At 59.6% G+C, this 22,907-nt stretch carries 17 protein-coding genes and 1 tRNA gene; 10 read left to right on the forward strand and 8 right to left on the reverse strand.

Annotated elements, in window-relative coordinates; translation table 11 throughout:
* Positions 1–156: 156 nt before the first annotated feature.
* Positions 157–2,244, forward strand: coding sequence for a glutamine synthetase III family protein (locus tag ACTQXI_RS07815; protein ID WP_154517961.1), 2,088 nt, complete (start codon positions 157–159; stop codon positions 2,242–2,244).
* Positions 2,245–2,817: 573 nt separating this feature from the next.
* Here ACTQXI_RS07815 and ACTQXI_RS07820 read toward each other — a convergent pair.
* From ACTQXI_RS07820 to ACTQXI_RS07835, 4 genes are all read right to left on the reverse strand, one after another.
* Positions 2,818–2,894: transfer RNA gene (locus ACTQXI_RS07820), tRNA-Glu, on the reverse strand.
* Positions 2,895–3,193: 299 nt separating this feature from the next.
* A complete protein-coding gene (locus ACTQXI_RS07825; protein WP_441049089.1) occupies positions 3,194–5,371 on the reverse strand; it encodes a MurT ligase domain-containing protein in 2,178 nt (725 codons plus the stop codon).
* 45 nt (positions 5,372–5,416) lie between these two features.
* The gene (locus ACTQXI_RS07830) at positions 5,417–6,460 is read right to left on the reverse strand and encodes a hypothetical protein (protein ID WP_441016443.1); all 1,044 of its coding nucleotides are present in this window, start codon (positions 6,458–6,460) and stop codon (positions 5,417–5,419) included.
* Positions 6,460–7,536 carry a hypothetical protein gene (locus ACTQXI_RS07835; RefSeq protein ID WP_154517956.1) on the reverse strand — a complete coding sequence of 359 codons (1,077 nt, stop codon included), beginning with the start codon at positions 7,534–7,536 and terminating at the stop codon, positions 6,460–6,462. The genes ACTQXI_RS07830 and ACTQXI_RS07835 overlap by 1 nt, the downstream gene beginning before the upstream one ends.
* A 500-nt stretch (positions 7,537–8,036) precedes the next feature.
* Between ACTQXI_RS07835 and ACTQXI_RS07840 the strand changes: the two genes are divergently transcribed.
* From ACTQXI_RS07840 to ACTQXI_RS07850, 3 genes are all read left to right on the forward strand, one after another.
* On the forward strand, positions 8,037–9,251 hold the full coding sequence (locus tag ACTQXI_RS07840) for an iron-containing alcohol dehydrogenase (protein WP_117794788.1): 1,215 nt from the start codon (positions 8,037–8,039) through the stop codon (positions 9,249–9,251).
* Positions 9,252–9,402: 151 nt separating this feature from the next.
* A complete protein-coding gene (locus tag ACTQXI_RS07845) occupies positions 9,403–10,470 on the forward strand; it encodes a glycerol dehydrogenase (RefSeq protein ID WP_441049091.1) in 1,068 nt (355 codons plus the stop codon).
* 151 nt (positions 10,471–10,621) lie between these two features.
* On the forward strand, positions 10,622–11,875 hold the full coding sequence (locus ACTQXI_RS07850) for a 4Fe-4S binding protein (RefSeq protein ID WP_154517950.1): 1,254 nt from the start codon (positions 10,622–10,624) through the stop codon (positions 11,873–11,875).
* Positions 11,876–12,006: 131 nt separating this feature from the next.
* On the opposite strand, the gene ACTQXI_RS07855 is transcribed toward ACTQXI_RS07850, so the two are convergent.
* The gene (locus tag ACTQXI_RS07855) at positions 12,007–12,762 is read right to left on the reverse strand and encodes a GntR family transcriptional regulator (RefSeq protein WP_441049093.1); all 756 of its coding nucleotides are present in this window, start codon (positions 12,760–12,762) and stop codon (positions 12,007–12,009) included.
* Positions 12,763–12,827: 65 nt separating this feature from the next.
* The gene (locus ACTQXI_RS07860; RefSeq protein WP_441049095.1) at positions 12,828–13,853 is read right to left on the reverse strand and encodes a zinc-dependent alcohol dehydrogenase family protein; all 1,026 of its coding nucleotides are present in this window, start codon (positions 13,851–13,853) and stop codon (positions 12,828–12,830) included.
* Between the two features lie 368 nt (positions 13,854–14,221).
* Between ACTQXI_RS07860 and ACTQXI_RS07865 the strand changes: the two genes are divergently transcribed.
* The 4 genes from ACTQXI_RS07865 (at position 14,222) to ACTQXI_RS07880 (ending at position 18,911) form a co-directional block, all read left to right on the forward strand.
* Complete coding sequence (locus ACTQXI_RS07865; RefSeq protein WP_441049097.1) at positions 14,222–15,814, forward strand: alpha-glucoside-specific PTS transporter subunit IIBC; 1,593 nt, start codon at positions 14,222–14,224, stop codon at positions 15,812–15,814.
* 154 nt (positions 15,815–15,968) lie between these two features.
* On the forward strand, positions 15,969–17,312 hold the full coding sequence (locus ACTQXI_RS07870) for a 6-phospho-alpha-glucosidase (RefSeq protein ID WP_441049098.1): 1,344 nt from the start codon (positions 15,969–15,971) through the stop codon (positions 17,310–17,312).
* Positions 17,313–17,439: 127 nt separating this feature from the next.
* Positions 17,440–18,516 carry a redox-regulated ATPase YchF gene (gene ychF, locus ACTQXI_RS07875; RefSeq protein ID WP_089572784.1) on the forward strand — a complete coding sequence of 359 codons (1,077 nt, stop codon included), beginning with the start codon at positions 17,440–17,442 and terminating at the stop codon, positions 18,514–18,516.
* Positions 18,517–18,527: 11 nt separating this feature from the next.
* Positions 18,528–18,911: a DUF1648 domain-containing protein gene (locus ACTQXI_RS07880; protein ID WP_427719441.1), complete on the forward strand. Its 384-nt coding sequence runs from the start codon at positions 18,528–18,530 to the stop codon at positions 18,909–18,911.
* Positions 18,912–18,920: 9 nt separating this feature from the next.
* Here the strand turns inward: ACTQXI_RS07880 and ACTQXI_RS07885 are convergent, their stop codons facing one another.
* The gene (locus tag ACTQXI_RS07885) at positions 18,921–19,310 is read right to left on the reverse strand and encodes a hypothetical protein (protein ID WP_441042349.1); all 390 of its coding nucleotides are present in this window, start codon (positions 19,308–19,310) and stop codon (positions 18,921–18,923) included.
* Positions 19,311–19,386: 76 nt separating this feature from the next.
* Between ACTQXI_RS07885 and ACTQXI_RS07890 the strand changes: the two genes are divergently transcribed.
* Positions 19,387–19,605 (forward strand): helix-turn-helix domain-containing protein, encoded by a 219-nt coding sequence (locus tag ACTQXI_RS07890; protein WP_427719445.1) that lies wholly within the window; start codon positions 19,387–19,389, stop codon positions 19,603–19,605.
* 317 nt (positions 19,606–19,922) lie between these two features.
* On the opposite strand, the gene ACTQXI_RS07895 is transcribed toward ACTQXI_RS07890, so the two are convergent.
* Positions 19,923–20,936, reverse strand: coding sequence for an asparaginase (locus tag ACTQXI_RS07895; protein ID WP_441049100.1), 1,014 nt, complete (start codon positions 20,934–20,936; stop codon positions 19,923–19,925).
* 268 nt (positions 20,937–21,204) lie between these two features.
* On the opposite strand from ACTQXI_RS07895, the gene guaA reads away from it, so the two are divergent.
* Complete coding sequence (guaA, locus tag ACTQXI_RS07900) at positions 21,205–22,803, forward strand: glutamine-hydrolyzing GMP synthase (RefSeq protein WP_441049101.1); 1,599 nt, start codon at positions 21,205–21,207, stop codon at positions 22,801–22,803.
* Positions 22,804–22,907 lie beyond the last annotated feature (104 nt).

Here is a 22,907-nt window from a genome sequence, read left to right on the forward strand (position 1 = left end):
GGTGGCAACATCGCCGCGATGCGGTAACCTCATTGATTAGTTTCGCGACGGCAACATAACGGTAATGTCGCGGAAACACGGCGAGTCTAAGCTATGACTCGTTCGTTAGTAATCAACACCGCTTCTCACGCGGTGCCGATACGAAGGGAGTTCCGTATGGCCGAACTTACTGACCGCTTCGGGACCATGGTGTTCTCTGAGGAAGTCATGAAGGACTACCTCCCCAAGGACATTTGGAAGCGCCTTGCTGCAACCCTCGAGGACGGTGAGCCGCTCGACCTGGATGTGGCCAACGCCGTTGCCCATGCCATGAAGGTTTGGGCCATCTCCAAGGGCGCGACGCACTACGCGCACTGGTTCCAGCCGCTTTCGGGCATTACTTCCGAGAAGCACGACAGCTTCCTCGAACCCAACCACGACGGCACCGCTATTACCAAGTTTACGGGAAAGAACCTCATCCAGGGCGAGCCGGACGCCTCCAGCTTCCCCAACGGCGGCCTGCGTGCCACCTTCGAGGCCCGCGGCTATACCGCTTGGGATCCCACCAGCCCCGCCTTTATCAAGGACGATGTCCTGTGCATCCCCACGGCTTTCTGCTCCTACACGGGCGAGGCCCTGGACAAGAAGACCCCGCTGCTGCGCTCCATGACCGCGCTCTCGCGTGAGTCCAAGCGCGTATTGGCGCTGTTTGGTAAGACCCCCAAGAAGGTCGTTCCTTCCGTGGGCGATGAGCAGGAATACTTCCTGATCAAGAAGGACGCTTACCGCAAGCGCAGGGACCTGGTCATCACCGGCCGCACCCTCTTTGGTGCTGCTCCCTGCAAGGGCCAGGAGCTCGAGGAGCACTACTTTGGCGCTATCCGCCCCACCGTCTCGGCCTATATGAAGGACCTGGACGATGAGCTGTGGGCGCTTGGCATTCCCGCCAAGACCAAACACAACGAGGTCGCTCCCTGCCAGCATGAGCTCGCCCCCGTCTATGGCGAGGTCAACGAGGCCATCGACCAGAATCTGGTCATGATGGAGAAGATGAAGCTCATCGCCTCCCGCCACGATTTGGTCTGCCTGCTGCACGAGAAGCCCTTCGAGGGCATCAACGGTTCGGGCAAGCACAATAACTGGTCGCTTGGCACCGAGTCCGAGAATCTGCTCGATCCGGGCGACACCCCGCTCGACAACCTGCAGTTCATCGTCTTCCTCACCGCGGTGATCGAGGCCGTCGATAACTACCAGGAGCTCCTGCGTGCCTCCGTTGCCTCGGCCGGCAACGACCATCGTCTGGGCGCCAACGAGGCTCCTCCGGCGATTATGTCCATCTTCCTGGGCGACCAGCTTACCGAGGTCGTCGAGAAGATCATCGATGGCAAGGCTTCCGTCCATGCCACGCGCGGCGTGCTCGACCTGGGCGCCGATACCCTGCCCAAGCTGATGCAGGACAACACCGACCGCAACCGCACCTCTCCGTTCGCCTTCACCGGCAACAAGTTCGAGTTCCGTGCCTGCGGCTCCGAGCAGAACGTCTCCGACTCCAACCTGGTGCTCGATGCCGCCGTGGCCAAGTCGCTCAAGTCCTTCGCCGACGCACTCGAGGGTACGCCCGAGGATAAGTTCCAGGACGCCGCGCTCGAGTACTGTAAGAAGGTGCTGACCGATCACCAGCGCATCCTGTTCTCCGGCGACGGTTACTCCGACGAGTGGCCCATCGAGGCCGAGAAGCGCGGCCTTGCCAACAACAAGACCACGGCCGACGCTCTTCCCGCCTTTGTTTCCGATAAGGCTATCGCGCTCTTTGAGGAGACGGGCGTTCTGACCAAGGCCGAGGCCCAGTGCCGCTACGACTGCAAGCTCGAGAAGTACAACAAGCTCATGAACATCGAGGCTACCACGATGATTCGCGAGGCACGTCGTACCTATCGTCCGGTCATTACCGCCTATGCCACCAAGGTCGCTAAGGGCCTTGAGACAATTCGTGCCGCCGGTGCTGAGGCCGCCATGCAGTGCGAGCAGAACACGCTCAACAAGCTCTGCAACGGTATCACCGCCATCAACGACTCCATCAAGGCGCTCGATGCCGTGCATCAGAAGGCCGAGGCTCTCGATGGCCAGGAGCAGGCCAATGTGTATGCACACGAGGTCGTTCCCGCTATGGATACGCTGCGTGCCTCCGTGGATGCCATGGAGGAGATCGTGGCCGCCGACTACTGGCCGGTCCCGACCTACGATGACATCCTGTTCTACGTGTAGGGCATAGCCAGCATATCGTCACGGTATTAAGCCGGGGTCCGCATCGCGCGGGCCCCGGCTTTTTGATTGCGAAGGACGCTTTGGAGCCCGTTTTGCCGCCGATTTGCCGGGGTCCGCACCCTGTTGGGCTCGAATTCCGGCACGTGGGTAGCAAAAAGCCCGTCACCATGGGGGTGACGGGCTTTTTAGATGCTGTGGTGCCCCCAGCGGGATGTCCGCGGGCGGCTGGCGCCGCCCGCCTTCGCTGCGTTGCTTCGCTCCTTGCGTGCTGCGCTGGAAAACGCTCACGCGTTTCCTCAGCTCCGTACCCTGTCGGGTTCGAATCCCGGCGTTGGGGTAGAAAAAAGCCCGTCACCGCGGGGGTAACGGGCTTCTCGTTTCAAATGGTGCCCCCAGCGGGATATCCGCGTGCGGCTGGCGCCGCCCGCCTTCGCTGCGTCGCTTCGCTCCTTGCGTGCTGCGCTGGAAAACGCTCACGCGTTTCCTCAGCTCCGCACCCTGCCGGGTTCGAATCCCGGCGTTGGGGTAGAAAAAAGCCCGCCACCGCGAGGGTAACGGGCTTCTCGTTTCAAATGGTGCCCCCAGCGGGATTCGAACCCGCGATATCCACCTTGAAAGGGTGGCGTCCTTGGCCGCTAGACGATGGGGACAGCGGGAAAGAGTATAGCAGACTTTTTTGTCGGCGCGTATATCGTTGGCAAACTGGAAAACCACCACACAGGAGCTGGCCCTCTCCCCCCGATCTTCAAAAATCTCAATCTATAACATCTGGGCGGGTAAATCGGCCTTATCTGTTACAGATTGAGACAAAATGCAGGCGTCGGGACGAACGTCTCAATCTGTAACAGTAAGACGACCTTTGGTGGTCTAGATGTTACAGATTGAGACAAACCGCTGGGACGGGTCAAAACCACCACAAAGATGCCTGTCCCTTTGTGGTGGCGGGGCGTTAGGGGAGGAGCTTCATCGCGGCGTCGTGGGCGGCGTGCTCGTAGGTGTCGTCGAGGGGCTTGAGCGGCAGCAGGGCGGCGGCCTGTGCATCGCCACGGCGCTCAAGGGCATGGGCGATGAGCCAGTCGGCGAGCTCGGGGTTCTTGGGCAGTGCCGGTCCGTGTAGGTACGTGCCGATGACGCCCTTGTAGATGAGGCCCTCAAAGCCGTCGTCGCCGTTGTTGCCGGTGCCCGTGACGACAGATGTTCCGAGCGGCGTGGCCTCTGCATCGAGCAGGGTGCGGCCGCCGTGGTTCTCGAACCCCACAAAGGGCTCGGGTGCCAGGTCGGTCTTGACGGCGACGTTGCCTATCAGGCGGTCGGAGCCGCGCACGGTCTCGGCGGCGATGACACCTAGACCCTCGATGCGATTCTCGCCCATATAGTACGAACGACCGAGCAGCTGATAGCTGCCGCAGATAGCGAGCAACGAGCCGCCGTCCTCAACATATGTCGCAACCTTGTCCTTTTGAGCGAGCAGCTCGTGTGCCACAGCCAACTGATCGCGGTCGGCACCGCCGCCCATCATGACGATGTCGGCGTCGGTAAGATCGAGCGTCTCGCCCATGCGGACCTCGTCCACGCGCGCGGGAATGCCGCGCCAGGCGCAGCGGCGCTCGAGGGCGATGACGTTGCCGCCGTCGCCATAGAGGTTGAGGGCATCGGGATACAGATAGACGATGCGCAGCGGGCGCGGAAGCTCGACCGGCGCAATATCGGTGGGGACGGCGCTGCCATCGGTGCGTGTTACGGCGCAGGAGGCAACCGAGCTCGCATCGGCGTCTTTAAGTCCGTCGAGCTCTTTGACCAGCGGCGGGAATGCCGTGTAATTGGCGACGGCGTAGAAGGTGTCATCGGCGGCCTCATCTGCCACGGCGCCGATCGCCTGCTCGATATTCGAGATGATGGCGGCGTCGATGCCGGCATACTTCAGGCGCACCTGCATGTCGTGCGCGCGCGTACCCCCGGCAAAGGCGACAAGCCCTGGGGTATCGGCGATGCGCTCGAAGTCGACGTCGTAGATCCACGAGACATCGTGGCCGTCGGCGTCGTTGTCGTTCAGGAAGAAGGCGCAGAGCCTGCCGCCTGCCGTTTTAATGGACTGGATCTGGCGATCGAAGCCTACGGGATTTTTGGCCAGGTTTGCCTCGACGGTACGGCCGGCAATCTCCCAGCGGCCCATGCGTCCGCCGGCGGGGACGTAGGCATCGAGCGTGGGCTGCAGATGCGCTGCGTCCACGCCCAACTCGCGCGCCGCAAAGAAGGCGGCGGCAACGTTGTAGACCATGTACAGGCCGTTGTAGCGTGTGGCGATGTGCGTGGCGGGCGCTTTTGCCTCGGGTCCAAAGGCCAGGTCAAAGCCGTAGCCGTCGCAGCCGAGCTCAACGCCTGTCACGCGACGGACCAGCGCGGGGCGACTCCAACCGCACGAAGGACAATGATAGGCGCCGAGCTGGCCGTACTGCACATAGTCGTACTCCAGCGGCGCGTTGCATTGCGAGCAAAAACGCGAGTCGCTAATGCGATCGGACTCGGTGCCCGTGGCGCCGTCGATGCCAAAGGCGATGCTCATATTGGGGACGCGTGCGGCGATCGAGGCGCAGAGCGGGTCGTCGGCGTTATAGATGAGCGTCGTTGCCGGCGAAAGCTCCAACGCGTGGGCGATGACGTCCTGGGTGTGGTCGATCTCGCCGTAGCGGTCCAGCTGGTCGCGGAACAGGTTGAGCAGCACAAAGTACGTTGGCTTGAGCTTGGGCAAGACGCGCACCGTGTAGAGCTCGTCGCACTCAAAGACGCCCACGCGCTTGCCGCTGCCGGCACGCTTAAGATCGCTGCGGCCCTCGAGCAGGGCACCCACCACGCCTGGCTCCATGTTGTTGCCGGCGCGGTTGCATACCACGGTGGCGCCGCTGGCGGCAACGGCGTCGGCGATGAGGTTGGAGGTGGTGGTCTTACCGTTGGTGCCGGTGACCACCACGCTGCGGTCGACAAGGCTCGCGAGGTCGCTTAGCAGCTCGGGGTCGATCTTCATGGCGATGCGGCCGGGGAGTACGCCGCCCTGGCGCTTAAGGATGGAGCGCAGCCCCCAGCGGGCGATATCGCTCGAGGTGCAGGCGAGAGATGAGCGGAAGTTCATGGAGCCGTTCCTAACGTGAATGACATGGTCGTGGCGATCGTGCCGTTAAAAGCCATAACGGCGCGCAAATTCCTGGGCAAGCTGTGATACGTCTTCGCAAGCGTTGGCCCAGGGGGCAAAGTCGGGAGTATCCGAGATGATACCGTCGGCCTCCCAAACTGCCTGGTGCGAAAGGTCCCAGGGGTCGTGCGGCTCGGGCCGGCAGGGAAGGTACGGCGTCTGATACATGGGGTTCAGCAAAAAGAACGCGCCGCCCTCGCAGCGGTTGGCAAACTCACGCAGGGCGCGTGTCGCCGGGCGCATCTTGTTTGTTTTGAATAGCAGGATCGTGCGGGCGAGTAGGTACCAGGGGGAGTTCTCGAGGGCATCGGCCCCCATCTGCTCCTCGAGCTGGTGGGCCAGGGCAAAAAAGCCGTCCTCGTCTTCCAGACGAGCGAGGGCGAGTAGCACGGTGCCGGCAGCTCGGGTGGGATAGCCTTCCGCCTTAAGAACACGGCGAGAATAGTTGACGGCAGCACGGTAGCGAGCGCTCGCCATGCACAGCTGCGAGATGGCCTCGAGCGTGTGGAGCCACCCGATAAGCGCCGGCTCGCTCACGGTGAGATCGGCCGCCGTCACGCCGTCTGCCAGCACCTTGTTGGTCCAGTAGTGCGGGGCCTCCATATCGAATCCGGGCACGCTTTGCCGTAAGTAATCGGCTGTGGTCGCCTCGAGCTTCATCAGGTCGCCCAGGCAGGCGTCGACGGGCGTGTCCGCCAAAATGATGGCAAGCAGCTGGGCATCGAAGACATACGCATCGACGCGGACGATCTTGAGCAGCTCATCGCGCATATCGTCGAACAGGCGGTTGCGCGTCTGCTCAAACTCCTCATCGCTGCCCATATCCTCGATACGATGGAGCTCGTCGAGCAGGTGGCGGTGAACACCGGCATAGGAAAGCAGTGCCTGGGCATGCTCGGTCTGCGCATACTTATGAGGGTTGACGCTTACGTCGTTATGGACAAGATCGCGTGCTGCATCGGTGAGTTCGGGGTGCGACGCAACGTAGGCGCGCTCCAGGTAGGCGGGGATGTAGACGCTCGGATCCATTAGAGGTCTCCTCCCTTAAACGGCAAGCCCTGCTCGGCCGCCCGCAGGATGCGCTCGTCAATCTGGGAACGCACGATATCGTTGGTGGCGACCCAGGCGGCAAAGCTGGCGTTGTCGGGGGCGCCCAAGCCCTCCTGCAGTACCGGCGTCGCTTCGGACAGCGCAAGGACAAGCTCATCGGTGGAGCCCACGCCCACGTTGACGCGGGCATAGACGCCATCGGGAAACTCGGTTTGAAAGTAAAGCGCCTCGGCTGCGTGCGGGCACGAGCGCGCAAGGATGCGCAAGTAGTGTTCGGCGCCCTCGTAGTCCAGCTCGCGCCAGGCAGCGCTCATCAGCGCGATGAGCGTCCACGGGTCTAAGTCGCGCTCCGCGTCCTTGGGACGACGGCGCAGCGGCGTGTTGGCGAGATAGGGGACGGAGTGGGCAGAGCGAAAGCGTTTGAGCTCCTCGGCGGGGTATTCGAGTTTTGCCATGGCGAGCATCGCAGTGTGGCGGACACCGGCCGGATCGTTGGGGGCAAAGTCCAGGCTGCGGTTTGCGGTTTCGAGCGACAGGCGGTAACGGCCGCTAATGAGGGCGCGCGACGCAAGGGCGGCAAGCCAGCGCAGGTAGGGGCGGCGTGTAAGGTCGCCTGCGGCCTCGCGCTCGTAGGGGTCCTGCGCCGAGGCGATCTTGAGTGCCAGGTCGTGCTCGACTTCATCGCGCTTGGATACCAAGTACTGTACGTACTCCTCGTTGGAGTTAGCGGTGAGGGCGGTCAACATGCGCTGAGCGTCCCAGTTGGTCGGGTCGAGTGCGGCTGCCTCGCGAAGCATGTTTTCGGCAGCGGTCTCTTCTTGCTCTGCCTGGGTATCGTCAGGGATAAAGGGAATGCGGTAGTCGACAGCCTCGACTACCTTGGCAATCAGATGTCCGGCGCGGTCGCGGTCGTGCACGATGAGCGGCGCGGGGTTGCGGGTAAATTGTTCCATCAGACGCTCTACGGCAGGGCCGTCGGTGAGCGGGATATTGTCGCGGCGCAAGGCCTCAAGAACGAGGCGATGGCAATCTTCTTGAATGGGATCGAATGCCATGGGGCCTCCTTTGCTGCGGTTAGGGTTCAAATGTCTCTATATAAGGTTCTAGTTTACCCGCATGAGGCACATTGGGAGTGCCGCACTTGGACATGCACCTTTGCACCACGAAGACGGATGTCGCACAAATGTCGGCACCTTGGACGACCGAGTGGTATCACGGTGCCGCAAACGGTCGATTTTTGGCGGCGAACGGTGTGTCTTTTGGAGGGGCACAGTCCTGCCCTGGATATGTGGTCAACCTTGATAAAACGTTTGCCCAGCTTGGGAGTATGAATGCCGCATAAGGGTCTTCAGGGATAGAAAAAACGTTTCATCATTGTCGACTTTCGGTAAATAACTGACCAACCAGAACGGTAAAATACTATTTGTCTGAGCGTTGAGACGTTTAGACATCGCGCATTGTCATCGCCGGCAACGCGCAAAACGGTCCTAACGGAGCCAATCGGGTGCTCCGTTATATACGCAAGTCTAAGAGGGGCTTGTTTAGGAGGCACAGTATGGGACGTTTTACCAATCCTCGTGATCTGTACTTTGGTGAGGGCGCTCGCCACGAGGTGAAGAACCTCAAGGGCAGCAAGGCCATCATCGTGACCGGCGGCGGCTCCATGCGCCGCGGCGGTTTTTTGCAGGACGTCGAGGCCGACCTCAAGGAGGCCGGTTTCGAGGTCAAGCTGTTCGAGGGCGTCGAGTCCGATCCGTCCGTCGAGACGGTCATGAAGGGCGCCGAGGCCATGACCGAGTTCCAGCCCGACTGGATTATCGCCATTGGCGGTGGCTCGCCCATCGATGCCGCTAAGGCTATGTGGCTGTTCTACGAGTATCCCGAGGAGACCTTCGAGGAGGCGGTCGTCCCGTTCTCCTTCCCGGAGCTCCGTCAGAAGGCTCACTTCTGCGCCATCTCCTCTACCTCCGGCACCGCTACCGAGGTCACCGCGTTCTCCGTCATCACCGACTACGCCAAGGGCATCAAGTACCCGCTGGCCGACTTCAACATCACCCCTGATGTCGCCATCGTCGACCCCGAGCTCACCTACACCATGCCCGCCAAGCTGTGCGCTCACACCGGTATGGACGCTCTGACTCACGCCATCGAGGCCTACGTCTCCACCGCTGGCTCCATGTACACCGACGCCAACGCCCTGCATGCTATCCGCGAGATCGTCGAGTGGCTGCCCAAGTCCTATCAGGGCGATCATGAGGCCCGCCAGCACATGCACGACGCCCAGTGCATCGCCGGCATCGCCTTCTCCTCGGGTCTGCTGGGCATTGTCCACTCCATGGCTCACAAGACCGGTGCCGCCTTTGAGGGCGACCACATCATCCACGGTTGCGCCAACGCCATGTACCTGGGCAAGGTCATCCAGTTCAACGCCAAGGACGCTCGCGCCAAGAGCCGCTACGCCTTCATCGCCAAGGAGATCCTGCACCTCGCCGGCGAGACCGAGGACGAGCTGGTCGAGGCTCTGGTCCAGGAGATTCGCGACCTCAACGACAAGCTCGACATCCCGCAGGGCATCAAGAACTACGGTGCCAAGGGCGTGAAGGCCGACGAGTCCATCATCGATTACGATGAGTTCGAGGCTAAGAAGCACGACGTTGCCGCCAACGCCATCCTCGACGCCTGCACGGGCTCCAACCCGCGCCAGCCGTCTCAGGAGGAGATGGAGCAGCTGCTCGAGTGCGTCTACACCGACACCCCGGTCACGTTCTAATCGGCACACATTGTTCTGATAAGGGTCTCGCGCTCTGTGCGCGGGACCCTTTTTCTATGGTGCAATCTAACCTGTCCTCAATGCGCCAAGTTGCCACAAGGGGACAGGTGGCTTTGCACCAATCGTTGTTTGATGAAGGGCGGATTCTCGTATGGCGCTTCCTATGGTTTATGGCGGTCCCGGCCGGTATGTTCAGGGGTCGGGCGAACTTTCGCGTCAGGGCAGATATTTGTCATGGTTGGGCTGCGCTGCCTATGTCTTGTTTGACCAGGGCACCGAGGATCGGCTGTGCAGGCAGATCGTCGATGGATTTCTGGACGAAGATCTAAGCGAGCCGTTCTTTAAGATTTATGACGGTCCGTGTACGGAAGAGGCCGTTGTCGAAATGGCCAAGGAAGCCCAGGCTGAGTGTTGCGACATGGTGGTCGGCATCGGTGGTGGCAAGATGCTCGACATCGCCAAGGCCGTTGCGTTTTATGCTGAACTGCCGTTGTGCGTATGCCCCACGGCGGCTTCGATGGACGGCCCGTGCAGCGCGATTTCGGTGCTGTATCACGAGGATGGGTCGTTCGACCGCTATCTGATGCTCGAAAAGAATCCAGATTTGGTTGTGGTCGATACCGGCGTGGTCGCGGCAGCCCCGCTGCGTATGACGGTCGCTGGCATGGGCGACGCACTGGCAACGTACTTCGAGGCGCGTTCGTGCGCCGCGGCGTACGGCGCCAACGAGCACGGTGGCGCGCCGGGACACTTGGCCTTGGTTGCGGCTCGTGCCTGCTATGACACACTCATGGAGTGCGGCGTCGCTGCCAAGCGCGATCTTAAAAAGGGTCGTATATCGCCGGCGGTTGAGCGCCTGATCGAGTGCAATATCCTACTCTCGGGCGTCGGCTTTGAGAGCGGTGGCTTGGCGTTGGCGCATGCCATCGCCAACGGCCTGACGATTCTGCCCGAGTGCAAGGCCATGCATGGTGAGGCCGTGGCATTTGGCCTGGTGGTGCAGCTTCGTTTGGAGCGCGCGCCCGAGCTTGATCAGGTGCTCGAGTTTTGCCAGCGCGTTGGTCTGCCGACGACACTCGAGGAGCTGGGCCTTGGCGAGATTTCCGATGCCGACCTGCTGAGCGTTGCGGACGCAACTTTTAAGAACGAGCGCAATATGGCTAACGAACAGGCCAAGGTGACCAAACAAAAGCTCGTGCAGCTCATGTGCGAGGCATAGCTTGGCGCTTGATTGACCTTGTGCAATCGAGGCGGCGATAGGCCATAGGCTATTTGTCTCAATGATGCGCCGCATGTAATTTGCCCGAGGCGTGGGCCGATAGCGTATCATTATCTCTTGCTTGTTTGCACTGCTCAGGGAGGGGCCGCGCATGGCGCAGGAACACGATCTGTTTGATGACATTATCGAGATCAGCAAGGGTTTCGACTTTCTTAAAAACCCGCTTGGCGGTGTGACCGATGCGCTCGATCCGTCGGCGCCGCAGTGGAATCCTGCCGACTATAAGGAGCGTCCGCGCGGCAACACCATTCCGTGCCTGACCTGCAAAAACGAAAAGAGTGGCTGCTCCGCGTGCATGGATGTGTGCCCGGTCAACGCTATCGAGGTCGAGGAAGACTCCATCGAGATTCTCGACTCCTGCCGCAAGTGCGGCCTGTGCGCCGCTGCCTGTCCGACCGAGGCAATCATCTCGCCGCGCCTGGCGCCCAAAAACCTGTATGACGACATTGTCTCGGCGGCAACGAGCCACGAGACCGCCTACGTCACCTGCACGCGCGCCCTCAAGCGCATGCCGCGCGAGAACGAGGTCGTCGTTGCCTGCGTGGGCGATATTACGGCCGAGACCTGGTTCTCGGTACTGGCGGACTATCCCAACGTGAGCGTGTACCTTCCGCTGGGCGTGTGCGATAAATGCCGCAACACCGGTGGCGAGGATATCCTGGGCGAGGCGATTGCGAAGGCTGAGGAGTGGTCTGGCACGGGTATGGGCCTGGAGGTCGACCCCAAGAGCCTCAAGTGCCATAAGCTCCGCGAGTACGAGCGCAAGGAATACATGGAAAAGATTGCCCGCACGACGGGTCTGACGGTGACCAAGCTCAACCCGGCGACGGCGGCGCTGGCCTCGGTGACGCAGAAGTTGAAGGCCCATCGCCATCAGATTACCCAGCTGGAGCGCACGCTCAACACCATGTGCGGCACCACGACGGCAAAGCGTCGCCGTTCGCTCACGCACGGGCGGCAGCTGGTGCTTTCGACGCTGCAGAACCATCCCGAGCTTGCCCAGAACATGCAGGTGAGCACGCCGGAGTGCGATTTTGACAAGTGCACGTCGTGTGGCGAGTGCGTCAATGTATGCCCCACGTTCGCCTGCGATTTGGTGGGAAGCGGCCGCTTCGCGTTGGAGTCCACGTATTGCTTGGGCTGCGGCGCCTGTGTCAAGGTTTGTCCCGAACATGCGCTCAAGCTGGTCGAACACGATGCGTCCAACTTGGTTGTCGTCGACCCCGAAGCCGAGGAAAAGGCCGCTCAGAAGGCCAAAGCCCACGAAGAGGCCCAAAAGGTAAAAGCCGAGGCGAAGGCCAAGCTCGACAAGATGCTCGACCAGGTGGAGAAGCTCGCGGACTAGCTAAAAGAGCGTAAATGATGGCCGGTGGGACAGGTACTGCCCCGCCGGCAAAAAAAGTTGCGGTGGAATAGTTCCCGTTTTGCCCTTAAGCGGGCCATTCTAGGAACTATCCCACCGCAACTAATAGATGGTTAGTTCATGCTGCTTTGGTGGCCGGTTCGACCGGTACCGTTGCGCGTCACGGTTTCATGGAGCAAAAAGAACCCGGGGACCTGTTTGGTCTCGGTGTATTCCATAAGGATGCCGTCGGCGTTGTAGGTCTGCCCGCGTACAACGGCGAGTGCGTTAAAGTCGTCGAGATCGAGCACGCGTGCATCCTCGGGCGTGGGATGCTCAATCGTTACATCGCGTTTGCCCGTGGCAATCTTAATGCCAAGGCCTTCTTCGAGGTAACGATAGATCGAGTCGTTGACAATCTCGGGTGTCAGCCCCGGTACCTGTGAGCTTAGGTAATAGGAGTCGTCGGAGCATACGGCTCGTCCGTCTGCATAACGGATGCGTTTGGCACGCGTGAGCTCACAGCCTTCAGGAAACCCGGTAATCTTGGAGAGCGCCTTGTTACAGACGAGGAGCTCAAAGACAGTGGTAACCGTTTTGAGCTCAAAGCCTCGGCTGGCTGCGATTTCCTTAAAGGTCTCGAGTCCGCCGCCGCCACGACTCGTCTCGTCACTGATGTTGCGAATGACGCGCATGCCTTTGCCTTGCTGGGGGAGCACGTAGCCATCTGCCGCAAGCATCGAGATGGCGCGACGGACCGTCATACGCGAACAGCCAAACAGCTGCGTGAGTTCAGTCTCCGAAGGCAGATAGCTTAGATAGGCGTATGTGCCGTCGTCAATCGACTGCTTCACGTTGTCATAAATGGTTTGGAAGATGGCTCGCGCCATGACGGTCTCCTAGAGCTGAGTGCGCGAGCGGTGGACGAGGACTGCTCGTGCAAGTGTCGATCGATTTACTTGCTGGGGTCGATTATATATTTACCCATGGCACGCAGAGCTGGGTCTGACAGGATGGCGCCGAGTTCTTCGAGGGAAGCCACCTTTGCGACCATCGAAGAAACGTCGATCCTGCCCGAGTCGATGAGCTCGAGCGCGCGACGCTGCGTATAAGGATTGATGAAGGATGAGGTGAGCACGAGCTCCTTCTGGAAGACCTCGAAGGGCTTGACGGTGATTGTCTCATCGGGCTTGGTAAGTCCGAACATCATAACCGTGGCCTTATGGCCGGCGATTCTAATGGCCTGCTCAATGGTGACGGGCTTACCGACACATTCGATTACAACGTCGACGTTGCCGACGCCCTCCTGCTTCAGGCGGGCCGGGACGTCCTCATGGATGGAGTCAATCGCCAGATCGGCGCCGAGTTTGAGCGCAACTTCGCGCTTGCCTTCGACGGGTTCGAGCAAAACGACTTTGGTGGCACCAGCGTTTTTGGCAAGCTGCATCATGAGCAGACCGATCATGCCACCGCCGATAACGACAACTGTGCTGCCGGGCTTGATGTTGCACATATCGATGCCGTGCAGACAGCACGCCACGGGCTCGGTCATGGCACCCTGCTCGAAGCTGGTGTGTTCGCCCAACTTGTAGACTTGCTGCATATCGACGGAGCAGTACTCCGCAAAGCCGCCGTTGACGGTGGTGCCGTAGCCGGTCATATGCTCGCAGTAGTGGTTGATACCGTCGCGGCAGGGTTCGCAGCAACCGCAAGGGTGGTTGGGGTCTATGCACACGCGATCGCCCGGCTTAAAGCCGGTGACATCGCAGTCCACGGCCTCGATAACGCCAGCGAACTCATGGCCAAGGATCGTTGGCGGGGTAACATCCGCTGCACCCTTGTCGCCTTCATAGATATGCACGTCGGTGCCGCAGACGCCGCAAGCTTTGACGTTGATCAGCACGTCGCGCTTGCCCACGGCCGGTTTTGCCGAATCCTCGACCCTGAGATCGTGCTTTCCATAGAAGACCGCGCTTTTCATGGTGACTCCTTTACATGGCGGTGAATGTTGTATTGAAGTATAGGTATGTAAACATTCTTATACAAGCATATCTAGACAAGTTGATAAATATTTTGGTTTTGAATAATTAAGACAAACAGGCAATAACATGTAATAACAGGCAAAATACTAGAAATAAACCGTTCGCCGTCAATTATTGACCGCTGACCGAACACAGAAACAGTATTAACTTGTCTAGATAAGTGATATGATAAAAACAGAAGCGCAAGAAGTCGGGGACACGGGCCCACCCGTCCTATTGCACGAGGTACACGCAAACGGCGCGCCTGCGGTCTCGAGTGAAGCCAAAACCGCAGTCGCTCCGAATGAAGAGAGGGGGATTCCCCGTCATGATGCAAAAGATACAACGTTTCGGCGGTGCAATGTACGCGCCTGCAATTCTTTTCGCATTTTCCGGAATCATCGTCGGCCTGGGTACGTTGTTTACCACCGAGGCGATCTTTGGCGAGATGGCCACAGCGGGCCATCTTTGGTTTGATTGCTGGAATGTGCTGCTCCAGGGCGGTTGGACGCTCTTTAACCAGATGCCTTTGCTGTTTTGCGTAGCGTTGCCAATCTCGCTTGCGAACAAGCAGAACGCTCGCTGCTGCATGGAGACTTTGGCCATCTACCTTACCTTCAACTACTTTGTAAGCACAATCTTGGGGCAGTGGGGCCCTGTCTTTGGGGTCGACTACTCTGTCGAGGCGGGCAGCGGTACTGGTCTTGCCACTATCGCAAGCATCAAAACGCTTGATATGGGCATCATGGGCGCGCTCATTATCTCTGGTATCGCCACGATGCTGCATAACAAGTTCTTCGATACCGAGCTCCCCGAGTGGTTGGGCGTGTTCTCGGGCTCCGTGTTCATCTATATGATCGGTTTCTTCGTTATGGTTCCGGTCGCTATTATCGCCTGCCTGGTGTGGCCGCATGTTCAGGCTGCTATCGCCGCCTTCCAGGGATTCATCCTTTCCGCCGGTACGTTTGGCGTGGGCGTCTTTGCTTTCTTCGAGCGCCTGCTGATCCCTACAGGCCTGCACCACTTTATCTATACGCCATTCTATTACGACAATGCGGCGGTCAACGGCGGCATCTTTGCCGCTTGGGCCAACATCCTGCCCCAACTGGCTGCCGATCCGAGCATTGCTCTTAAGGATGCCGCACCCTGGGCTGCCTATACCTGCCCCGGATGGACTAAAGTCTTCGGCTCGCTTGGCGTCGCCATTGCGTTTTATATGACCGCCAAACCCGAGCGCAAACAGCGCGTCAAGACTCTGCTCATTCCCGTCACCCTTACCGCCATGCTCTGCGGTATCACCGAGCCGCTTGACTTCACCTTCCTGTTCGTCGCGCCCGGCCTGTTCGTCGTCCACTGCGTGCTCGGAGCGCTCGGCTGTATGGCTCAAAACCTCCTTGGCGTCGTAGGCATCTTTGACGGAGGCATCATCTCGATGCTCTCGTGGGACTGGCTGCCCCTTTGGGCCGCACACGGTCTGCAGTACGCCATCTCCATCCTTGTCGGTCTGTGCTTTACCGCTCTTTGGGTCGTGGTCTTCCGTTTCCTGATCGTCAAGTTCGACTTTAAGACCCCCGGTCGCGAGGATGACGATGTTGAGGTCGAGCTCAAGTCCAAGGCCGACTACAAGCAAAAGCAGGGCGGTGCTGCTGCTAGCAAATCGGTCGCCCAGAGTAAAGATGATGAGCGCTTGGTGCTTGCCGAGAACATCCTCGATCTACTCGGTGGCACGGATAACGTCATCGATGTAACTAACTGCGTTACCCGTCTGCGCGTTAACGTCAAGGACAAGGGCGTCGTTGCACCTGAGGCTTCCTTCAAGGCAATCGGTACGCATGGCTTGGTGGTCCAAGGCCAGTCGATCCAGGTCATCATCGGCCTTACCGTCCCGCAGGTTCGCGAGAAGTTCGAGAGTCTTCTGTAAACCATCGTCCATCGAAACAATCGGCCTTGCAGAGCCGGTATGCACCACAAGGCCGATTCTAGAGATAAAAAATCCACTTCTAGGTAACAATTCCAAACCGTGCAGGCCGCGTACGGGGATGGATTGAGCAAGCGGCCAGAATGAGGAGGACATCATGTCCAAGAAAAACTATGCCGTGACCATTGCCGGCGGTGGCTCTACCTTCACCCCGGGCATCGCTCTGATGCTGCTTGAGGAGCGCGACCGCTTCCCGGTCAACAAGGTGACCTTCTACGATAACAACGCCGAGCGCCAGGAGATCGTGGCAAAGGCCTGCGAGATCTACTTCCACGAGAACGCCCCCGAGGTTGAGTTCAACTACACCACCGACCCCGAGACCGCATTCACCGGGACCGACTTCGTGCTTGCTCACATCCGCGTCGGCCTGTACGCCATGCGTGAGCTCGACGAGAAGATTCCTCTCAAGTACGGTTGCGTTGGCCAAGAGACCTGCGGTGCCGGCGGTATCGCCTATGGCATGCGCTCCATCGGTGGTGTCATCGAGATCCTCGACTACATGGAGAAGTACAGCCCCAACGCTTGGATGCTCAACTACTCCAACCCCGCAGCTATCGTCGCCGAGGCCTGCCGCGTGCTGCGCCCCAACAGCCGCATCATCAACATCTGTGACATGCCGATCGACCTCATGGATAAGATGAGCCGTATGTGCGGCATCAAGGATCGCCGCGAGCTGCAGTATAGCTACTACGGCCTCAACCACTTTGGTTGGTGGAGCAAGATCTACGACAAGGACGGCAACGACCTCATGCCGCAGATTAAGGAGCACATGGCTAAGAACGGCTACCTGGACGGCATCGAGCACGAGGCCGGTAAGGAGCAGCATGTCGAGGAGAGCTGGATTCACACCTTCGGCAAGGCCAAGGATGTCTATGCTGTCGATCCCGAGACGATTCCCAATACCTACCTCAAGTATTACCTGTACCCGGACTATGTCGTCGAGACGTCTGACCCCAACTACACTCGTGCCAATGAGGTTATGGACGGCCGCGAGAAGAAGGTCTTTGGCGCTTGCCGCGACATCATCGCCAAGGGTACGGCTAAAGACGGCGGCTTTGAGCCAGATGTACATGCCAACTACATCGTCGACCTTGCCTGCGCGCTGGCCGAGAACACGCTCGAGCGCTTCCTGCTGATCGTCCCCAACGATGGCGCTGTGCCCAACTTCGACCCGACGGCCATGGTCGAGGTGCCTTGCATCGTCGGTTCCAACGGCTTTGAGAAGATTTGCCAGGGCCCGATCCCGCAGTTCCAGAAGGGCCTCATGGAGCAGCAGGTTTCCGTCGAGAAGCTCGTTGTCCAGGCTTGGGTCGAGGGCAGCTACCAGAAGCTCTGGCAGGCGCTCACGCTCTCCAAGACCATTCCTTCGGCGAGCGTTGCTAAGCAGATCCTGGACGAGCTCATCGAGGCCAACAAGGATTACTGGCCCGAGCTTAAGTAAGGACTGCTGTCTCGAACTCTCACGCATCTCTGCTTCATTTGCGCCGCCGCGGTGTCCGGATTCGCCCGGATGCTGCGGCGGCGCTATACTTATGCAGTTTGAAGTACCTGTACCAAAAGGAGCTGTCGTGTCCCTTTCCATCGGTATCGTGGGCCTGCCCAACGTGGGCAAGTCGACGCTGTTCACCGCGCTTACCAAAAAGACCGGCCTTGCCGCCAACTACCCGTTCGCCACGATCGACCCCAACGTGGGTATCGTCGATGTGCCCGATAGCCGCCTGCAAAAGCTCGCCGACATTGTCAACCCTGGCCGCATTGTGCCGGCTACGGTCGAGTTTGTCGACATCGCGGGCCTGGTGAAGGGTGCCAACGAGGGCGAGGGCCTGGGCAACCAGTTCTTGGCAAACATTCGCGAGACCGACGCTATCTGCGAGGTCGTGCGCTATTTTAAGGATCCCAACGTCATGCGTGAGGTGGGTCGTACGGGCGAGTTCGTCGATCCCGCCGGCGATGCCGACACCATCATGACCGAGCTTATCCTGGCCGACATGGGCACGCTCGAGAAGCAGCTGCCTAAGCTCGAGAAGGAGGCCAAGCGCGACAAGGAGCTCATGCCCAAGTTTGAGGTCGCCAAGCGCCTGCTCGCCTGGCTCAACGAGGGCAAGCGCGCCGCGTCCATGGAGATGACCGACGAGGAGCGCGCCGCTGCCAAGGGCCTGTTCCTACTCACCATGAAGCCCATCTTGTATGTGGCCAACGTGGACGAGGACATGCTCAACGAGGACCTGGCGCCCATCGATGGCGTCAAGCCGCTGCCGATCTGCGCCAAGATCGAGGCCGAGCTTTCCGAGCTCGATCCCGAGGATGCGGCCGACTACCTGGAGAGCCTGGGCCTGGAGCAGCCCGGCCTGGACGTGCTCGCGCAGGCAGCCTACAAGCTGCTCGGTCTGCAGTCGTTCTTTACGGCTGGCGAGATGGAGGTCAAGGCCTGGACGGTGCGTCAGGGCGCGACCGCCCCGCAGGCCGCCGGTGTCATCCATACCGACTTTGAGCGCGGCTTTATTAAGGCCGAGGTCATTGGCTATGACGACTACATCGAGCTCGGTGGCGAGCAAGGCGCCAAGGCTGCAGGCAAGCTGCGCATCGAGGGCAAAGAGTATGTCATGGCCGATGGCGACGTCGTGCACTTCCGCTTTAACGTGTAAGGACGGCGAGCATGTTTAAATATGGAAAAAAAGCTGGCTACATGGGCATCGCGCTGCTGGTGCTTGCAGTGCTTCCGCTGGTGGTCGCAGCGTTTGTAATCCCCAACATTGGTCCCGAGGTGGCAACAAAGTTTAATGCTGCCGGTGAGGTGACGCGCTGGGGCAAGAGCTACGAGCTGCTGGCATTGCCGGTGCTCAACCTGCTGCTGAGCGTGGCGACGTACTTTACGGCGGGACGCCAGGCAAAGAACAATGAGGACTCCGCCGCCATGGCGCGCATCGTGTGCGAGCGCTACCTGCGAAACGGCTGCATCACGGGCGTATTCCTCAACGTAATTAACGTCTACTTTATGTATTCGGCGATTACCGGCACAGGCTTTGGCCTGGGCTTTTAGCTTGCGCCTTTAGGCAACGAGCCTGCAAGCATATTCGATGGCTGCTGCGAGGCCGCCGCTCGATCGTGGTTGAAAGACCACATCGGCGGCGGCCTCGTTTTCGTATCCGGCACCGCGAAGGCAGAGCGCGATACCGGCTTCCAAGAGAAGGGGCAGGCCACACTGGCTGGTTGTGATTACGGCAGCCTGATTGAGTGAGCAGCCGTGCGCTTGGCATTGGATGGCAAGTTCACCTTGCGCCGGGCAAGGGACCAAAACGGCGGCGACGCGACTTGATAGCAATGCAAATGCTGTGCGCTCATCGGGCGAAAGGCATTCTGCTTCAACGACGACGAGCTTGGGCGGTGCGCTGTTTGTGCGAAGCGTGGCTCGGTACATGCGGACCGAAGAACCCGACATAGAAAACTCCTGTATATTGGGCAAAACGTAAACTATAGTTTACGTTTTTGTTTTGCTCCATTTCAAACTCGTCTGCATGAACGAACATGCGAAACAGATTCTTGGCGAGCGAGTCGAGCGGACGCGCAAGGCCCTTGGTATCTCCAAGGTCGATTTTTGCGTGGCGGTTGGAATCAGCCGACCTTATCTCGATCAAATCGAAAGCGGAACGGCAAACAGCACGCTCGAGATTTTATTTAAACTTGCGCCCGCGCTTGGCATGACGGTGTCAGAGCTTCTCGAGGGCATTGAGTAGGCGTTTTTGCTAGATTTGTCGTTTGCTGAACGGGTCCCCCCGATGGCGGCGTGCAAAAACCCGAGTATTCAGCATCCCTCAATAAATTGACAGCAACCGAAGGCGCAAATACGATGCTTGCTGTTTTTGATTATCCACAAAATTCATTATTATGAGGAATATTAGACGCATGGGACGAGCCTATCGAACCGAAAAGCGATTTACAGCTAGCGGTTTTAACGTTTCCGGAAGGGGCGGGTGCTGAAAACTCCGCTTTTTGCACGTTCCGAGAGGTACCACGTGCCCTACAAGGCCCAAAGAGGCAGATTTTGTTTTAGCTACACCATCGGGATGCGGTCATGGTTGACCTGGCTGTAGAACAGGCGCTGAATCTCGGCCGCATCACGTGACTGGCCGAGCGCCCACATGGTCTTGGCCACGAGCGTTTCGGTGGTCATATCGTCGCCGCGTAAAATACCCGGATGGTCGGCGTAGGCACGGCCGACCTCATAAACACCCAGATCGAGGCCCTCTTCGGGGACCTGTGTGGTCATAACGACGGTTCGACCCGAATCGACCCAGCGGAAAATCGCCTCCTGGAATGACTCGCCGGACTCGCCAAACTCGGGAATACCGCCAATGCCAAAGGTCTCCAGAATTACGGCGTCGTAGCTATCGGTCAGGGCGTCCAATATGCCTGGATTCACGCCGGGTGTGAGCTTAAGGACAAACACGCGCGGGTCGATACGGTCGTAGAAACGAACCGGGCTCTCATTCTGGTGGGTGCCGTGGAGCCCGTTGCGCACGATGCGGTCGTTGCGGATGTAGGCAATGGGCGGATAGTTGACGCTAATGAACGCGTTAAAGCTCATGGTGCGCTGCTTGCGGGCGCGCGTGCCGGCGATGGCCACGCCGCCAAACACGATTGAGACGTCGTGCGAATGCTCGTCAAGCGCATAGAGCAGGCTCTGGTACAGATTGAGCTTGGCATCGGTAAAGGGGTTGCCCATGGGCTTTTGCGAGCCGGTGAGCACGATGGGCTTGGGGCTGTCCTGAATCAGGTAAGAAAGCGCCGCCGCGGTGTAGCTCATGGTGTCGGTGCCGTGCAGAATCACGAAGCCGTCGTGGTCGGTATAGCCCTCGACGATGACGTCGCGGATACGCATCCAGTCACTGGGACGCATATTGGTGCTGTCGATGTTCATGGGCTGCACCACGTCGAGCTCGCAGAGGCCCGAGATCTCGGGGACGCTCTGGGCGAGCTCCTCACCGGTCAGGGCGGGGGAGAGGCCGTTGCCGTCCTCGGTCGATGCGATGGTGCCGCCCGTGGCGATGAGAAGGATGCGCTTCATGTTGGTGTTCCTATCGTATTTGCCGCCCCAGAGGCGGAGTCGTTCGGCAGTATTGTGGCACAGGGCGTCCAATGTTCAAACGTATTACATCATCTGTAACGTTTGGTAACACTTCAATTGCCGTCAAATAGGGGCCCAGGTCGTGCGTTTGCCGTGCGCTGATGGCTGCGAGGGACGAGAAACCCCATATAACGTGTACACTATGAAAGTTATTCTCGTTTATTCGCGCGGGTGGGCATCGGCTCCCCGCCAACAAGAGGGGGAAACCATGGATCAAAGGGCTTCCGCAAAGGTCCTCGTACTCGACTTTGGTGCGCAGTACGGTCAGCTCATTGCCCGTCGCGTCCGCGACCTCAACGTGTATTCCGAGATTGTTCCCTGCGACATCTCGGCCGATGAGATTCGCGAGATGAACGCCTCTGCGCTCATCCTTTCCGGCGGCCCGGCCTCTGTGTACGCCGAGGACGCTCCGTCCATCGATCCTGCCATCTTTGACCTGGGCCTTCCCGTCCTGGGCTTCTGCTACGGCCATCAGATCACGGCCGTGACGCTCGGCGGCAAGGTCGGTCACTCCGAGGTGGGCGAGTACGGCCGCGCCACTATTACGCGCACTGCCGGCGCCAAGCTCTTTAACTCCACGCCCATGCAGCAAACCGTGTGGATGAGCCACCGCGACGCCGTGTCCGAGGTGCCCGAGGGCTTTACCGTTACCGCCAGCACCGACGTGTGCCCGGTTGCTGCCATGGAGTGCCCCGAGCGCAAGATTTTCACCACGCAGTTCCACCCCGAGGTCAAGCACTCCGAGTACGGTCAGCAGCTGCTGAGCAACTTCCTGTTTGAGATCTGCGGTCTGGAGCCCAACTGGAGCATGGACAACCTGGTCGAGACCATGACGGCCGAGTTCCGCGAGAAGGTCGGTAACGACCGCGTGATTCTGGCCCTGTCCGGTGGCGTCGACTCCTCCGTCGTGGCTGCGCTGGGCGCTCGCGCCGTGGGCAAGCAGATGACCTGTGTGTTCATCAACCACGGCCTGCTGCGCAAGGGCGAGCCCGAGCAGGTGGAGGAGGTCTTCACCAAGCAGTTCGATGTCGACTTTATCCACGTTCACGCCGAGGACCGTTATGCCGAGCTTCTGGCCGGCGTGACCGAGCCCGAGGAGAAGCGCCGCATCATCGGTACTCAGTTCTGGAAAGAGTTCTTCGCCGTGGCGCAGCAGCTCGAGACCGATGGCAAGCCGGTCAAGTACCTGGCTCAGGGCACCATCTACCCCGACATCATCGAGTCCGGCGCTCGCAAGACGGGCGGCAAGACGGCCACCATCAAGAGCCATCACAACCTGATCCCGTTCCCCGAGGGCGTACACTTCGACCTCATTGAGCCGCTTGATCACTTCTTTAAGGACGAGGTCCGCGCTCTTGGTCTGGCACTGGGCCTGCCGGGTCATATCGTGTTCCGTCAGCCTTTCCCGGGCCCGGGTCTGGCCATCCGCATCATCGGTGCGGTCGACAAGGAGAAGCTCGAGATCCTCAAAAACGCCGATGCCATCGTGCGCGAGGAGCTGGATGCCTACAACCAGCGCCTGTTTGAGCAGACCGGCGAGCGCAACTCCGAGCACAGCTGCTGGCAGTATTTCGCGGTCCTGCCCGACATCAAGTCCGTTGGCGTTATGGGCGACGAGCGCACCTATCAGCGCCCGATCATCCTGCGTGCCGTCGAATCCAGTGATGCCATGACCGCCGACTGGGCCAAGCTGCCCTACGATGTGCTGGCCCGCATTTCCGGCCGCATCGTTGCCGAGGTCCCCGGCGCCAACCGCGTGTGCTACGACATTACGTCCAAGCCGCCCGCGACCATTGAGTGGGAGTAAGTTAAAATCCTACTTAAGGCACATTTTTTTGCAGTCTGTCGTTAATTAGTGCCTTAACTGCAGAACTTGAGCCCGACTCGCTTAGCGAGTCGGGCTTTTTTCGT

Origin of the sequence: Collinsella sp. LCP19S3_C9, from assembly GCF_052121575.1 — a bacterium.
Taxonomy (GTDB): Bacteria; Actinomycetota; Coriobacteriia; order Coriobacteriales; family Coriobacteriaceae; genus Collinsella.

What these genes read in the sequence shown, in the direction of transcription:
- ACTQXI_RS07815 (WP_154517961.1), top strand. Translation starts at nt 157, where the DNA reads ATGGCCGAACTTACTGACCGCTTCGGGACCATGGTGTTCTCTGAGGAA.
- ACTQXI_RS07825 (WP_441049089.1), bottom strand. Translation starts at nt 5,371, where the DNA reads ATGAACTTCCGCTCATCTCTCGCCTGCACCTCGAGCGATATCGCCCGC.
- ACTQXI_RS07830 (WP_441016443.1), bottom strand. Translation starts at nt 6,460, where the DNA reads ATGGATCCGAGCGTCTACATCCCCGCCTACCTGGAGCGCGCCTACGTT.
- ACTQXI_RS07835 (WP_154517956.1), bottom strand. Translation starts at nt 7,536, where the DNA reads ATGGCATTCGATCCCATTCAAGAAGATTGCCATCGCCTCGTTCTTGAG.
- ACTQXI_RS07840 (WP_117794788.1), top strand. Translation starts at nt 8,037, where the DNA reads ATGGGACGTTTTACCAATCCTCGTGATCTGTACTTTGGTGAGGGCGCT.
- ACTQXI_RS07845 (WP_441049091.1), top strand. Translation starts at nt 9,403, where the DNA reads ATGGCGCTTCCTATGGTTTATGGCGGTCCCGGCCGGTATGTTCAGGGG.
- ACTQXI_RS07850 (WP_154517950.1), top strand. Translation starts at nt 10,622, where the DNA reads ATGGCGCAGGAACACGATCTGTTTGATGACATTATCGAGATCAGCAAG.
- ACTQXI_RS07855 (WP_441049093.1), bottom strand. Translation starts at nt 12,762, where the DNA reads ATGGCGCGAGCCATCTTCCAAACCATTTATGACAACGTGAAGCAGTCG.
- ACTQXI_RS07860 (WP_441049095.1), bottom strand. Translation starts at nt 13,853, where the DNA reads ATGAAAAGCGCGGTCTTCTATGGAAAGCACGATCTCAGGGTCGAGGAT.
- ACTQXI_RS07865 (WP_441049097.1), top strand. Translation starts at nt 14,222, where the DNA reads ATGATGCAAAAGATACAACGTTTCGGCGGTGCAATGTACGCGCCTGCA.
- ACTQXI_RS07870 (WP_441049098.1), top strand. Translation starts at nt 15,969, where the DNA reads ATGTCCAAGAAAAACTATGCCGTGACCATTGCCGGCGGTGGCTCTACC.
- ACTQXI_RS07880 (WP_427719441.1), top strand. Translation starts at nt 18,528, where the DNA reads ATGTTTAAATATGGAAAAAAAGCTGGCTACATGGGCATCGCGCTGCTG.
- ACTQXI_RS07885 (WP_441042349.1), bottom strand. Translation starts at nt 19,310, where the DNA reads ATGTCGGGTTCTTCGGTCCGCATGTACCGAGCCACGCTTCGCACAAAC.
- ACTQXI_RS07890 (WP_427719445.1), top strand. Translation starts at nt 19,387, where the DNA reads ATGAACGAACATGCGAAACAGATTCTTGGCGAGCGAGTCGAGCGGACG.
- ACTQXI_RS07895 (WP_441049100.1), bottom strand. Translation starts at nt 20,936, where the DNA reads ATGAAGCGCATCCTTCTCATCGCCACGGGCGGCACCATCGCATCGACC.
- guaA (WP_441049101.1), top strand. Translation starts at nt 21,205, where the DNA reads ATGGATCAAAGGGCTTCCGCAAAGGTCCTCGTACTCGACTTTGGTGCG.